This is a genomic window from Actinomycetospora flava (assembly GCF_037400335.1).
GTDB lineage: Bacteria > Actinomycetota > Actinomycetes > Mycobacteriales > Pseudonocardiaceae > Actinomycetospora > Actinomycetospora flava.
Genome location: NZ_JBBEGM010000031.1, coordinates 1 through 13,039 on the forward strand (window position 1 = coordinate 1; position 13,039 = coordinate 13,039).

A 13,039-nucleotide genomic window follows, 5' to 3' on the forward strand; every position below is an offset into this window, starting at 1 on the left:
CGCGCGACCCACGGGGATCGACTCCACATCACCACTCACACCCCCCTCCCCCAGTCCCTCCCCCGGGGAGCCCGTCTGCTGCTGCTCTGCCCCACCCCTGGCTTCTCCGATCGCTCTGGTGGTGTGTCGTGACCGCCCCATCTGCCGCGGGTCGGCGCCGCGGAGACGCGGCGCCCCTTGGTAACACCACGCCTTATGCTTCCGCCGCAGGTCAGGACCGGTTCCCGGACTGGGAGGCCACAGCAGCCGACGGACGATCTGCGGCTCGTCGAGGGCTCGCGACGTTCACGACCCGGCGCCGCCAGGCCCAGTGCTTCGACGGGCTGACTACCCACGGCGAGACCCGCGCTGGTGACGGCTCCTGGGCCCGGCTGCGGTTCGCGGTCCCCGACGGGTGCCAGGCCGGCTCGCTGGGCATCGAGGGCGTCTGGCGGTGCGGCTACTGGGCCACGTGCCCGGAGTGCTCAGCGAAGATCGCCGCCGAACGGGCCGCCGAGCTCCGCGACGCCATCGACGTCCAGCTCCGCCACGGCGACTCCGTCGCCCTGCTGACCCTCACGTCGCGGCACCACTCCGGGATGACGCTCGTCGACCAGGTCAAGGCCCAGCGCGCCGCCTGGCGGGCGATCTGGAAGGGCCGCGCCGGACAGGACCTCCGCGATGAGATCGAGGGCTACTGCCGCGTCTGGGAGGCCACCCACGGCGAGAACGGGTGGCACCCGCACTGGCACGTCCTGCTGTTCCTGCCCGGCGCCTGGACCCCCGAGCAGACCCGCGCGCTCGGCGAGGACATCTGGCAGCGCTACGACGCCGGTCTGCGCGCGGAGGGCTTCCACTCGCTGCGCGACCACGGAGGACTCGACATCCGGCTCGCCGGGTGGGAGGAGATCGACCCGACCGCGCTGGGTGGCTACCTCGCCAAGGGCGTCTACGCTGACGCCCCCGACGTCGTCGACCTGGTCAACAACGCCGACCGGCTCGCGCTCGAGGCAGTGGCCGGCGCCTTCAAGCAGGCCAGGCAGAACCGGATGACCGGGGGCCGCGGCCGCACCCCGTTCGTCATCCTCGAGCACCTCCTGACCGCCCGGATGCTCGGACTCGACGACACCCGCGAGGCCACCCGCGACGCAGCCTTGTGGCGCGAGTGGGAACGCACCCACGCCGACATGACCATCCGGCAGTGGACGTGGTCGCGCGCGCGGGCCAGCCGCGGCCAGCCCTCGCTGCGCGAGCTCGTCCGCACGAAGGCCGCCGCCATCGGTCACGCCACCGTCGTCACCGAGGTCGAGCGCACAGAGGACGAGATCGTCACCGACGACGCCGGGTCCGAGCCTCTGATGGAAGTCCCCGAGGTCGAGTTCCACCGGGTCATCAAGTGGGAGATCGAGGCCATGCGCCACGTCTCCCGCGACGCTGGGCCGCTGGTGGTGTTCGCGTGGCTACGGCAACGTGGTGTGGCGGTCCGCTGGTGTGACGACCCAAGTGCCCGACGGTGGGCCGCGGCGTGGGACTGCTGGCAGCACCTACGCGGAAGTGCGCTCTTCGGGACCTGAAGCGATATCCCCACTCTGGAGCGAAGTGCAGACTGATCTCAAGAGTTATCAACTTGAGACACGGGTTTGAAGACGTCTCGACAGGCCCTCACTGCGTGGACACAACCGACCGTTCGTCTGCGCCACACCCTCCGCTCATCTCGTCCCATCGGCGCGTCGCGACACGTTGATGGTCACGGCTCCATCACGTCCGCACTTCGTCCAGTTACTACAGGTCCTGGAACTTGATGTGATGCGATTCCCGCGCAGCGCTACCGGCTGGTAACCGCCGTGACCTGCACTACTATCGGCCTCGCGTCCTCTCGATGTTCCGGCGGCAGCATGCTCCGCCGGAGCACAGGGAGGAGGTACTCGGACCATGGGGTTCCTACGCCGCTTGGCCCGTTTCATGAAGAAAGCCGCCAACAGCTTGCGTCCTTGGGCGCAAGCCATCGGCGGCTTCCTTCACCTTGTTGCCGTGATCGTCTCTTGGCTTGCCGGCTCCTGAGCGATCGACAGCAGGGTGGCGCGGGGGCCCGGAGCTTGTGCGGGCCCCCGTTGTCATGTGTGGGCGTATCAGTGTCTCTGGGTCGTACATCGTCGGGCGAGTTGAGAGTGTTCCGTGCAATTGCACAGCGCACGCGCAACGAGGAGGTGCCCCACGGACAAGGACCACTCTAGCTCCACTGAATCGGTCCACTACAACGATCCTGAGCAGTGGGACACCAGCTACAGCCAGGCGCGCCACCCGGATGGGGCAAGGAGCCAGGCTGTCGCGGGGACCTAGGGCTCTCCCGTAGCGCAACACGTGTTGTCCTAGACGCTCCACCTGGCGAAACCGTAGGCCGACCTACGAAATGTGTTGTAACGGAGTTCGTGATCGGTCGGCGTGCCTTAGCCCGGATCCGGGGTGTGACGCGGGAAGGTCGACGGGACAACGGGCTCTAGACAGCGGAAAGGCCCCTGGGCGGCAACCCAGAGGCCTTCGAATCCGCGAGACGGGGCCCTCAACCCTCCAGTGAAAGGGACTCCCGCCCGTCGTGGCCCCAGTCTTGGGGTCCGACCGCGCACACGCAAGCACGCTCGCCGGTGGACCGGCGATTTCGTCATGCCGTGATGCGCCCGGTCGTGCCCATTCTCGCGCCCTCGCACGCTCCCGCGCCTGTGACCGCGGCCTCCGCCGCGAGGCCCGCCGCGTCGCCGCGGGCGAGTTCGCGCTGCCCTGGCGGTGGCGCTCCCGCGTCCCCGGGGGACGACGTGTTGTCGTCGACCAGGGCGAAGCGCTGACCCTCGCGCGCCAGCACGTCGCCGCGCTCGCCCGTCGCGCGGACCGCCGCTCCCACGCCCTGGCTGTGCTCGAGGTCCTCATCCATGGGATGTGCTGGCGCACCGGGGTGGTCGCCGGCGTGACCGTCGAGCGCATGGCCGCGGCCGCGTCGGTGACCCCGCGGACCGTGAGTCGGCTCCTGGCCGACGCCCGCGCCCACGGGCTGCTCGTCGTCGTCGAGGACGGCGCCTCCGCCGCGTTCCTCGGCACCGACCACGGCCGCTGCCCCGCCTACGTGCTTACCGCTGAACGCGCACCCGTTGACCCACATGACCCGCAGGTGCACGAGCCCGGCGATGTGGAACATCGGGGAGCTGTGGACGCTGCCGATGTTCCACTGCAACGGCTGGTGGCTCCCGTGGGCAGAACCCCTACATCGACGGTATCTGTCACCCCCCCGCCCGGTAGGGCTCCTAGAGAAAGCCCTAGAGCACGAGGGCCAGAGCGCTCCCGCGCAGAAGACCTCTGGCCGTGGCGCGATCGACCCGTCACCGCCACCGACCGCCGCCGCGCCGCCGACCGGCTGCTCGACCACCTCGGGGTCCCGGTCCGGCACCGACGCCGAGGACGTGCCCTCTTGGCCCGCTGGTGGCACGCCGGCGCCTGCCCCGCCGGGCTCGCCTACGCCGTCGACCACGACGTCGATGGCACCCACCGCGGCGACGCCCTGCGCCGGGCCCGCTCTCCGCTCGGGGTGCTCGGGCACCGGCTCTCCCGGTGGCAGGACCGGCTCGACGAGCTTCCGGTCGACGTCCAGGCGGTCGATGGCGACGTCCGCCGCGGCCGCGTGGCAGCCCTCGCAGCCCAGCTCGACGAGCTCGACGACGCCGGGCGTCGCGAGCGTCCCGCCCACGTCGAGACGTCGAACGCCGAACACCGGGCCGCCCTGCTCGCCGCGGCCCGTCGTTCGCTGCGCCCGGGGTGTCGGTATCCATCAGTAGGACGGCGGGTGTGACCAGTACGCAGCGACGGGCCGTGCCGAACACCCCGCGTGTCGCTCACGAGGGTGACGCTTGCGTAAGTGAATACTTACGGAGCATGAGCGCGACGACCGGGGTGGCCGTTCCCCCGACCGCTGACGGAGCGTTGCCCGTGCTCGCCAAGCTCCGCGAGGACCGTCCCGGCCGGTTCGCTCCCGCGGCGTGCGACACCGGTTGCGACCTGGCCCGAGCCCTCGGTGTCGGTGTTGGTGTCGACAACCTCGCCGGCCGCGTCGCTGCCATCGACCGGGCCGCGCACTGCGACCAGCTCTGCCGAACCCGCCGCGCCGTCCGCGGCTCCGTCCCGATGGGTACCGAGTGACCGACCCCGACCAGACCCCCGCCACCGAGCAGTGGCCGCCGTACCCCGGCGAGATCGACCCCGCCACCGGCCGACGCCGCATGGACCGCTGGCCCGGACGGCGCGAACGCCGCGTCATCAACCGCGCCCTGCACCGCAAGCAGACCCCCGACCCGCAGGCCGTCGCTGAGGCCCGCGCCCTGGACGAGGCCACCTCCAACGCGCCCAGCCGCGAGGAGATCGACAAGGCGCAGGAGGCACTCGAAGCCCGTCTCGCCGAGTTGCGCGACCGGATGAACCGGCGCACCGGCGCATGACCCACCCCAGCACCTCGCGCGTTGTGTCGCCTGCCAGCCCGGTGTTCGTGGCGACCCGGTGGCGCGCGTGCAACGGACCAAGGGGCTCCTCGTGTCGCCTTATGTCGCCCCCGCCGGGGCCTCGCGACCGACCGATCCGTGCCGGATCGCAGAACTGCACGATTCCCGCCCGCGTTATGTCGCCTCTGCCGGCGGTGGGGCGATGACACCCGACCCGCGTTGGACACCGGCGCACGTGGACGAACTCGAGCAGGCCCACCTCGCCGCCGATCTCGGGCGCCTCGTCCGCCGCTGTCGCACCGCTTGCGGTCTTGCCCAGAACGACCTCGCCGACGCGGCTGGCGTCGCCCGCCGCACCGTGCAGCGCCTCGAACACGGCCAGCACCGCCCCCGCATGTCCCTGCTTGCCTCCCTGGCCGCTGTCCTGGCCCCCGAGCAGCCCGACGCGCTGCTCGCCGCCCTGGTCGCCGCCGCCGGGGACTCGCTGCGCCCCGACACCCTCGCCAGCCTGCGCCGCCGGGCCCGCCTGGTGCGCCGCGCCACCGCCCGGCACCGCCGCCGTGCCCTTGGCGCCCGCCGCCTTCACCGCCCCGAACCCCCGAACGGAAGCCCATGACCGAGAACAAGCTCAGCGCCGCCTTCGCGGCGGGACCCGACCCCCACCGGGGCCGCGAGGAGCAGGCCGCAGTCTCCGCGGCTGCGTCCTGGCAGCCCGACCCGCTGCTCGAGGGCGCCCGCAGGCTCCTCGCGTCCAACGACCCCGAGGACCACCGCCGCGCCGAGACGGTGCTCTCCGGTCCCCGCCGGATCGCCCTCGCCGACTACGAGGCCGGCCTGCGCGCCCACCTCGCCGCCGGCAACCAGCTCCCCGCGGAGGTGCTCGCACCGTGACCGACCAGAACCCCCAGCACCACGACGACCATCGCGACGACGACCCGGCCGCCGCCCTCGCCGACCGCATGATCGCCGGCGAGGACGTCACCGAGGACGACGCGATCGACGCTGAGCGCCAGGCGTCCGGGCGCCGGCTGTTCGCCGCCGCCCGACAGAAGGTGGCCGACCACCGCGCCGCCGTGGCCGAGCGCGAGGACCACGCCCGCCGCCAGGCCGCCGCCGACCAGGACGCCCGCGACTCCCTCGCGCGCACCTCCCCGGCCGCGCTCGCCGCCGCCTACGACGACGTGGCCCGCGTCGTCGCCGCGCTCGTCGCCATGGTCGACGACCGGAACACCACGGTCGGGCGGCTGACCAGCGTGGCCGGACCTGACCGCCCGTCAGGCGCCAGCGACCCGGACGACTTCACCCCGCACGTCGTGCTCGACGACCACGTCGAGTACCGGAGGTTGGACCTGCACCAGGTCCTCGCCGCCGCCCTCGCCGCTGGCGGCGTCCAGGTCCCCGGCCCCGGGCAGCTCCGCGCGAACCGCGCCACCTACGCCCCCGACCCCGAGGTCGTCGCCCTGGGCCGCGACCAGGCCGCCTAACCGAGGAGGACGACATGGACCACGACAGCACCGGTCCCCGGGTCTCCACGACCCGCGCCGACAAGGCCGGCGCCGCCACCGCCGGTTACGGCGCCACCGACCCCGCGGTGGTGGAGCTCCCCGAGCCCGAACGGCTCCCCGAGCCCACCCGCAAGCGCCGCGGCACCGAGACCTACGAGGCCACCGACCCCGCCGGCCGGACCGTGGTCGTCGAACGCGACCTCGAGACCGGCGAGTCCGAGATCATCGGCTGACCGACGTGGAGATCAGGAACGCCCGCGCCCGGCTCATCGCCATCGAGGCCGCTCGGATCGACACCGTGCTCGACGGCCTGCCCGAGCACCAGCACCCCAGCCAGGTCCGCGCGAGGCTCCACGAGCTGATGGAAGCCACGGCCGACGTCACGCTCCCCGGGTGGCTGGTCGCGCGCGCGTTCGGTCTCCCGATCGACCAGCGCTCCGGTGCCTACGTGCTGACCGTCGACAACCACCTGCTGCCGCTGCGTGTGCACCAGGCCAACGCCGAGGCGGCTGCTGCATGACCCTGCTCCGCGCCCTCGTCCGTCGTCTCCGGGGACGACCGGCCCACCCTGGGCCACCTGATCCCGGCGGGCCGGCCGCACCCGCCGCGGTCGCCGCCTGAGACTCCTCACGGGGGCGTGCGACCCCGCGAGGCAGCGCACAGGGCCCGGCATCGGTGTCCCCCTTTCCACCGGTGCCGGGCCCTGTCGTGACGTGCCGGAAACGTCTGGATGTCGTCGGCACGATGATCCGCTCGTGAGACCCACCTACATCGCGCTGCTCGTGGTCGCGGGCGCGCTGATCCTCGCGTTCCTCGCCTGGGCGACCGATCGCGAGGAGTTCGGCGGGTGCCTGCTCATCCTGGCCGCCCTCGCCTTCATCGCCGCGGTGCTCATGTCGAACATGTGAGCCGCTGTCGGCGGTCGCCGAGGGTCACGGAAGAACATGCACCTGAGCGCATGATGATGCAGGATCGGCCGCATGAACCGGTGCTAGCAGGACGAGCCCGCGTGATAACCACGTTTTCGCAGGTCAGACGATCCGCTAACTACTATTATGTTCGATCGGACTGCTAGCAAAGTGCTTGCAAGGGCAAGCATCGTTGCGCTCGGTGATGTTGCGCTTCACGCGCGCGCGAGGCCGGACTGTCGGGGGGCTCGGTCATCATCGGCGGCGTGTACAGCACCCTCGGTCCCGACATGCGACCGCCCGCCACCCCGAGATCGGGGCGACGGGCGGGTGCGCGTCGAGCAGAGGTGCGGGAGCTACCCGCCGCCGGAGATCGTCCAGACGGCGTTGAGGACGTCGGCGCCGGCGCCGAGCAGGATCAGCAGCGTGGCCAGCCACCACGCCACCAGGACGACCCACTGCCACGGGGTGCGCCGCCCCTGCCCCGGCTCGGGGACCGGGAGGGTGTCGAGCAGCTCGTCGCCCGGCAGCAGCGCCGGCCGATCCGCCGGTTCCGGACGTGCGCCCGGGTGCTCGCCCGGGTGCGTGGGGCGGGTGTCGTGGCCCTCGTCGTCGGGCTGGGGCATGCCGGGTGTCCCCGGTAACGTTGTCACTACGTCGTCTCCGATCTGTTGGACCCGGGATGGTCAGGACCGAGTGACGACTCCCGCGGGCCCCTTCCTCTGGCAGGAGGAGGGGGCCCGCACTACGTCGGGAGCCGGTCGCTCGTTCCGGTGATCCCAATCCTAATGAGTGCCCCCGACGCACCCCGTGTTTCCCGACGGGCCACGTGCGGGCTGATGGGGGCCGATGGGCGCCGTTCCCGGCCGATTAGGTCCGTTCGGCGCCGTTCCCGAGACAACCCCGCAGCGCCGTCGGACACCCTGTGTACGGTTTTGCTTGACCCTCGTCGCGAAGCCGCTTGTTGAGGCATAACCGCAGGTCAGAACGGTTGTCAGCCTGCAACCGCACCTCGTGGAGACACCCGGGATGCAGGGTGAGCGGGATCACACAAATTCTTTGCGGACCATGCTCTCTTGCGTGACGCCTCCCGTGGATGCGACCGGCGGCCGTGGTCGGCAAACAGCTCGGTGAAGTGGGCGAAGACCTCGTCGAGGTTATTCATCCCTAACCTCGTCGCCACGCAGTGATCTGGCCGCAGGTGGTCGTGGACGACGTTCAGGTGTTCGACGTCGACGACCGCACCGGGTCTCACCGGGGTGTCGGTGTCCGCCGGTACACCTCGCGTGAGGCTCCGACCCGGGGTCGCCCGCGCGGGGGCGGCTGCAGAGTCTCCGCGCTGGCCGCGCAGGTCGCCGGCGCCCCGAGGACGAGCGGCCGTGCCGACGGTGCGGCGTGTGCTTCGGGGCCCGGCGACCACTGCCGATGTCACAACGTTGCGACGTCACAACGTCGAAACGTCTAGACGGTGCACCGTTGCAACGGCAGGATGCCCTCGTGCGGATCACTATCGGCGCCCACAAGGGCGGGGTCGGCAAGACCACCAGCGCGGTCATGCTCGCGTGGTTACTCGCCCGCGACGGGACGCCCACGATCCTGATCGACGCCGACAGCCGATCCGGGTCGGCTACGACCTGGTGGGACCTCGCCATCAAGCACGGCGAGACGTGGCCGGAGAAGATGACGCTGCAGCGTCCGGACGAGTGGCGCGACCCGCTCACCCTCCCGCCGCCGGAGCTCTCTCACGTCGTGGTCGACGTCGGCCCCGGCGACCTCGGCCGGCTCCACGCCGCCGCGGCGCTCTCCGACCTCGCCGTCATGTGCACGAGCCCGCTCCCCCTCGATGTCGCCACCGTGGGCGCCGCCGTGGCAGACATCGAGCGGACCGGCTGCCCCCTCGTCGGCGTCCTGCTCACCCAGGTGCACGGCGGCACGGTCGAGGCCCGAGAGGTCCCCGGGGAACTGCGCGAGGACGACGTCCCCGCGCTCGACACCGTTGTCCCGTGGTCCGTTCCCCGATACGGCCGCGCCGCCGGCACCGTGCCGACGGACTACTCCGCAGGCGTCTACGCCGCCGTGCTCGCCGAACTACAGACTCCCGTGGAGGCGTGATGCCAGCCCGCCCGACCCGCCGCCGCGCCGACGCAACCGCCGGCACCGGACCCGTCGCAACCGACGAGCATTCGAACCTGCCGCCCGTGCCCGAGCCGCGGCAGGACGGCACACAGGACGCCCCCAGGCCGACGGAGAGGCGTGAACAGGACCCAGCGCAGGGAAGCGCACCTCACGCGCGACCGGCGCGCGCCGGGAAGTGGACCGCGCAGCTCGATGCCGACACCGTGGCGCTCTACGACCGACTGCTCGAGGACCTGCGTGCCGAGGTCGGCCCCATCGCCACACGTCCAGACCGCGATCGGGTCCGCGCCGGCTACGACGTCTCCCGGGTCGACCTCCTGCGCGCCCTGCTCTCCGTCGCCGACGGAGACGCCTCGTTGAGGACCGCCGTCGCCGACCGCGTCCGCGCCCGCTACGGCGTCATGACACCGTGACGGTGCAGCGTCTCAACGTCACGACGTCGAACCGTTACGACGTCGTGACGGCAAAACGCTAGAGCTGGCTCTCTGGGTGTCGACCCCCGTGTTTCGCGGGATCGGTTAGGCGCCGCCGTGTGAGGCCAGGGTGTACACGGCGGTGATGATCTCTGCCGCTCCCGCCACGAGCAGGAGTGTCGACGAGAAGTAGAAGAACCCCAGGCGCCAGCGCCGGCGGCGCTTTCTTGAGTCGTCGCTGCAGAGCTCGGAACACGGGCGCTTGTTCGCGCGTTCAGCCACCGGACCACGTCCTCTCGCCTGACATCGGGATGTTGCGTGGGTTCCTCGGCAGGCGGCGTGTTGCGAGCACGCCGCCTGCCTCCCCCGAAACACGGGGCCAACGGGGCCTAGGCCGTCAAAGTTCCCCCTCGTCGTTCCGCGGTGCCACGGGATCGTGATGCCTAGGTGTGCGTGATCGTTCGGTGGCGTCTGTGGCTGTCCGCCGTTGTCCCTGCGTAATCTCCCCGAGGAGGTGTCCTAGGACGGTAGGGAGCTTGGACGTGACCAGCAGTGGGGCAGGGCCGCGGCCCTATGAGCGAGTGGCCGCCGACCTGCGACAGCGGATCAGGAGTGGAGCGCTGGCCCCGGGAGACCCGATCCCGTCCGTGCGCGACCTCGTCGACGAGTGGCACACCAGCAGGATCAGCGTCGGCCGCGCTCTGGGGCTGCTGAAGGCCGAGGGGCTGATCGAGTCACGCGTCGGCGCCCGGACCACCGTGGTCGAGCGCGACGGGCGGCCGTGGGTGAGCTCGCCTCAGGACCACGTGGAGCGCGTGGTCAGCGGCGCGACGATCTACCGCGAGAACGAGCGCTCCGAGATCTACGAAGCCGGCTCGATCACCACCGCGAACGTCGGCGGCGCGATCCTCAACGCGATCGGCTCGGTCGTCCCCGACCCGAGCATCCCGAGCGAGGTCACACGGGTGATCAAGCGCGCCCGCCGCATGTACCAGGACGACCGCCTCGTCGGCATCTGCACGACCTGGTACGCCGAGCCCTACATCGTCCAGCAGCGTCCCGACGGGCCCCAGTTCGCCGAACGCCTGGCCTCGGTGGACGAGCGCTTCCATGGCGGCACGCTCGGCTACCTCGAGCGGCTGTGCAACGTCGAGTACACGCACACTGTCGAGCGCGTGGCCGTGCGCCCTGCCCCGGTCGGCGTGGCCCGTCAACTCGGCGTCGCGCCCGGCGAATCACTGCTGTGGGTGCTCTCCACCAACTTCGCCGGAGAGGCCGCCCTGCAGGCCGAGGAGTGGTTCCGCTACCCCGACGACGAGGGCGTCGCGTACCGGTACTGATCACGGTTCGGTAACTGTCCTAGGACACTCTGGAAGGGCCGCGAGGCGCCTTGCTACGGTCCCTCTCGAACTGTCCTAGGACAGTGAGAGAGCGCCGCACCGCACCGAGGAGCACCGCCGTGGAACTTCCTGTTGATGTCGACCGACTCGTGATCGTCGCCTCCGGGCAGGTCGAGCCCGTCAGGCCGTGGGTGGACGGCCCGGATGGGAAGCGCCGGCCCGGCGAGCATCAGGAGCAGGACGAGAACGGCGTCCCGCTGTGGACGGTGCACGGGATGATCGCCACCGGGGACCGCCCGACGCTGGTCGCGACCCGGGTCCCGTCCCGCACGCAGCCCGAGGTCGTCGCGTTCGCGCCGTTGTCCTTCGAGCGCCTCGTCTGCACGGCCCGGGTGAACCGCACCTCTGGTCAGCTCGCGCTCTACTGGTCCGCTGCCGGGATCGCCGCCCAGCACCACGGACGTCAGCAGAAGCAGGAGCAGGCGGCATGACCGCCGCCGCCGTCGCCTCAGTGATCGCCTGGGAGCTGGAGGACCAGCCGGTCGTCAAGGTCGGCGACCTCGAGCAGCAGGCGATCCGCGACGACGGGTCGGTGGTCCTCCGCTACGCCGGGGTCGAGATCACCGTCGTTCGACGCCCCTCCTGAGCTCGTCCTCTTCTCACCCCCACTGAACGGGCCCGGCCGGCTTCCCCTCGGCCGGGCCCGTTCTGCATCTAGGAGCCGATCGTGCGGACCTTGACTCCGCGGTGGCGTGAGCGCCGCGCCTTCTCCGAGCACTACGAGCGTCGGCTACGGGTCGACGGCTACGCGAACACGTGGCGCGACGCCTGCGATTGGGCCGGGCTCGCCCAGCACATCCGCATCCCCGCGGGGCAGACCATCGTCACGCCCGAGCTCGTCGACGTCGCCGGCTACGACCCGACGGTCATCACCGTGCGGCTGCTGCCCGGGATGCTCGTCGCCGATCTCGCCGAGCAGGCCCTGCGCCTGGCGAACGCCCTGGGCGGGGTCCGGCTGTCGGTCGCCCCGATGGGCACCGAGTACGCCCGGCTGCTGCTCCACCAGACCGACCCGCTCGCCGACCCCTTCGTCGTCCAGGCCGACGAGGTCGACGGACTGCTCGGTGTCGGCGAGGACGGCCGCGATATCGCGGTCCCCTGGGCTCGCCGCGTGCACACTCTGGTGCAGGGCTCCACCGGCGGCGGGAAGAGCACGCTGGTCTACGGGCAGCTCTCCGCCCTGGCCGGGCGACGCGACGTCATCGTCTCCGGGATCGACCCGAGCGGGCTCGTGTTCCGCCCGTGGCCGGCCCATCCGGACCGGCTCTCCGGGCTCGCCGACGAGCTCGCCCCGCACATCGAGCTGCTGCGCCGGCTGTGCGCCGACATGGACGACCGGCTCGGCCTGCTCCCGCTCGGTGTCGACAACCTCACCCCCACCTCCGAGGTGCCGCTGCGGGTGGTGCTGCTCGAGGAGTTCTCCGGGTTCCTGCGCACGGTCGACGCGGACCGCAAGGTCGCCACCGTGGTGCGCCCGCTGCTGGGCCGGCTGTTCAGTGAAGGCCGGAAGGTCGGTATCCGGTGCATCGCCGTCCTGCCTCGAGCGGACGCGGCGATCCTCGGTGCTGGCATCCGCGACCAGTGCGGACTGCGGGTCTCCTACGCCGTCGAGCCCGAGGGGTTCCGGATGGCCCACCCCACCGCTACCGCCGGGATCGCCCCTGAGGACCACGTCACCGCGCCCCCGGGCATCGCGATCGTGACCATCCCCGGCGCTGGCACCTTCCGCATCCGCACCGGCGACCTCGGATATGCCGAGTACTGCCGCCGCGTCGCTGCCGCCTCGCTCGGACTGGCCGCATGATCGGGCCCGTCGTCGCCCTGACGCACACCTCCGCCGAGGTCGGTCACCCGGTCACGTCGGCCGGCTCCGCCCGACCGGGCCGGGTTCCGGGGCGCAACGGGCCGGATGACCCGCGCCAGGCCCGCAGCGTTGATCTGGTGGCCCGCCAGGCTGCCCGTTGCGCCCCGGGGCCCGGTCTGGTTGCCGTAGGGGACGACGGGAGCGGGTGGCCGGCCGGTGACGACCCCCTCGAACCCGCAGCCCTCGTGCTCGAGCTCGTGGTCGATCACCCGGGAGCCGAGGTCCCGCCCCGGAGGGGCAACGGTCGGTGCTGCCCGGTCGCCCGTCCTCTCCGCCCGCTCTGCCTCGTGCTGATGACGCCGTCCGCCGCCCGCCGAAGCGGAGCGAGAGGCGGGGCGGCGGCGGAGCGCGCGCAG

General features: G+C 71.8%; 17 protein-coding genes. 15 read left to right on the forward strand and 2 right to left on the reverse strand.

The window, feature by feature from the left end; genetic code table 11:
- Positions 1 to 128 precede the first annotated feature (128 nt).
- Positions 129 to 1,553, forward strand: coding sequence for a protein rep (locus WCD58_RS33415; RefSeq protein ID WP_337707468.1), 1,425 nt, complete (start codon positions 129 to 131; stop codon positions 1,551 to 1,553).
- 1,085 nt (positions 1,554 to 2,638) lie between these two features.
- Here the strand turns inward: WCD58_RS33415 and WCD58_RS33420 are convergent.
- On the reverse strand, positions 2,639 to 3,202 hold the full coding sequence (locus tag WCD58_RS33420; RefSeq protein WP_337707469.1) for a hypothetical protein: 564 nt from the start codon (positions 3,200 to 3,202) through the stop codon (positions 2,639 to 2,641).
- 234 nt (positions 3,203 to 3,436) lie between these two features.
- Between WCD58_RS33420 and WCD58_RS33425 the strand changes: the two genes are divergently transcribed.
- The 8 genes from WCD58_RS33425 to WCD58_RS33460 all read left to right on the forward strand — a co-directional run bounded on the left by WCD58_RS33425 (position 3,437) and on the right by WCD58_RS33460 (position 6,870).
- The gene (locus WCD58_RS33425) at positions 3,437 to 3,814 is read left to right on the forward strand and encodes a hypothetical protein (RefSeq protein ID WP_337707470.1); all 378 of its coding nucleotides are present in this window, start codon (positions 3,437 to 3,439) and stop codon (positions 3,812 to 3,814) included.
- 343 nt (positions 3,815 to 4,157) lie between these two features.
- Positions 4,158 to 4,457: a hypothetical protein gene (locus WCD58_RS33430; protein WP_337707471.1), complete on the forward strand. Its 300-nt coding sequence runs from the start codon at positions 4,158 to 4,160 to the stop codon at positions 4,455 to 4,457.
- A 235-nt stretch (positions 4,458 to 4,692) separates the two neighbouring features.
- Positions 4,693 to 5,073, forward strand: coding sequence for a helix-turn-helix transcriptional regulator (locus tag WCD58_RS33435; protein WP_337707472.1), 381 nt, complete (start codon positions 4,693 to 4,695; stop codon positions 5,071 to 5,073).
- Positions 5,070 to 5,348, forward strand: coding sequence for a hypothetical protein (locus WCD58_RS33440; RefSeq protein WP_337707473.1), 279 nt, complete (start codon positions 5,070 to 5,072; stop codon positions 5,346 to 5,348). Before WCD58_RS33435 ends, WCD58_RS33440 begins: the two co-directional genes overlap by 4 nt.
- Positions 5,345 to 5,941: a hypothetical protein gene (locus WCD58_RS33445; RefSeq protein ID WP_337707474.1), complete on the forward strand. Its 597-nt coding sequence runs from the start codon at positions 5,345 to 5,347 to the stop codon at positions 5,939 to 5,941. The genes WCD58_RS33440 and WCD58_RS33445 overlap by 4 nt, the downstream gene beginning before the upstream one ends.
- Before the next feature lie 14 nt (positions 5,942 to 5,955).
- Positions 5,956 to 6,195, forward strand: coding sequence for a hypothetical protein (locus tag WCD58_RS33450; protein ID WP_337707475.1), 240 nt, complete (start codon positions 5,956 to 5,958; stop codon positions 6,193 to 6,195).
- A 5-nt stretch (positions 6,196 to 6,200) separates the two neighbouring features.
- Positions 6,201 to 6,482 (forward strand): hypothetical protein, encoded by a 282-nt coding sequence (locus WCD58_RS33455; protein ID WP_337707476.1) that lies wholly within the window; start codon positions 6,201 to 6,203, stop codon positions 6,480 to 6,482.
- Positions 6,483 to 6,717: 235 nt separating this feature from the next.
- Complete coding sequence (locus WCD58_RS33460; RefSeq protein WP_337707477.1) at positions 6,718 to 6,870, forward strand: hypothetical protein; 153 nt, start codon at positions 6,718 to 6,720, stop codon at positions 6,868 to 6,870.
- A 356-nt stretch (positions 6,871 to 7,226) separates the two neighbouring features.
- Here WCD58_RS33460 and WCD58_RS33465 read toward each other — a convergent pair whose 3' ends face one another.
- Entirely contained in the window at positions 7,227 to 7,496 is a 270-nt protein-coding gene (locus tag WCD58_RS33465; RefSeq protein ID WP_337707478.1) for a hypothetical protein, read from the reverse strand.
- A gap of 871 nt (positions 7,497 to 8,367) precedes the next feature.
- Between WCD58_RS33465 and WCD58_RS33470 the strand changes: the two genes are divergently transcribed.
- The 6 genes from WCD58_RS33470 to WCD58_RS33495 all read left to right on the forward strand — a co-directional run bounded on the left by WCD58_RS33470 (position 8,368) and on the right by WCD58_RS33495 (position 12,623).
- Positions 8,368 to 8,982, forward strand: coding sequence for a ParA family protein (locus tag WCD58_RS33470; protein ID WP_337707479.1), 615 nt, complete (start codon positions 8,368 to 8,370; stop codon positions 8,980 to 8,982).
- 227 nt (positions 8,983 to 9,209) lie between these two features.
- Entirely contained in the window at positions 9,210 to 9,419 is a 210-nt protein-coding gene (locus WCD58_RS33475; RefSeq protein WP_337707480.1) for a hypothetical protein, read from the forward strand.
- 581 nt (positions 9,420 to 10,000) lie between these two features.
- Complete coding sequence (locus WCD58_RS33480; RefSeq protein ID WP_337707484.1) at positions 10,001 to 10,759, forward strand: GntR family transcriptional regulator; 759 nt, start codon at positions 10,001 to 10,003, stop codon at positions 10,757 to 10,759.
- A 119-nt stretch (positions 10,760 to 10,878) separates the two neighbouring features.
- Positions 10,879 to 11,250 (forward strand): hypothetical protein, encoded by a 372-nt coding sequence (locus tag WCD58_RS33485; RefSeq protein WP_337707481.1) that lies wholly within the window; start codon positions 10,879 to 10,881, stop codon positions 11,248 to 11,250.
- Positions 11,247 to 11,405, forward strand: a complete 159-nt coding sequence (locus tag WCD58_RS33490) for a hypothetical protein (protein WP_337707482.1) — start codon at positions 11,247 to 11,249, stop codon at positions 11,403 to 11,405. The genes WCD58_RS33485 and WCD58_RS33490 overlap by 4 nt, the downstream gene beginning before the upstream one ends.
- A gap of 81 nt (positions 11,406 to 11,486) precedes the next feature.
- Positions 11,487 to 12,623 (forward strand): FtsK/SpoIIIE domain-containing protein, encoded by a 1,137-nt coding sequence (locus tag WCD58_RS33495; protein WP_337707483.1) that lies wholly within the window; start codon positions 11,487 to 11,489, stop codon positions 12,621 to 12,623.
- Positions 12,624 to 13,039 lie beyond the last annotated feature (416 nt).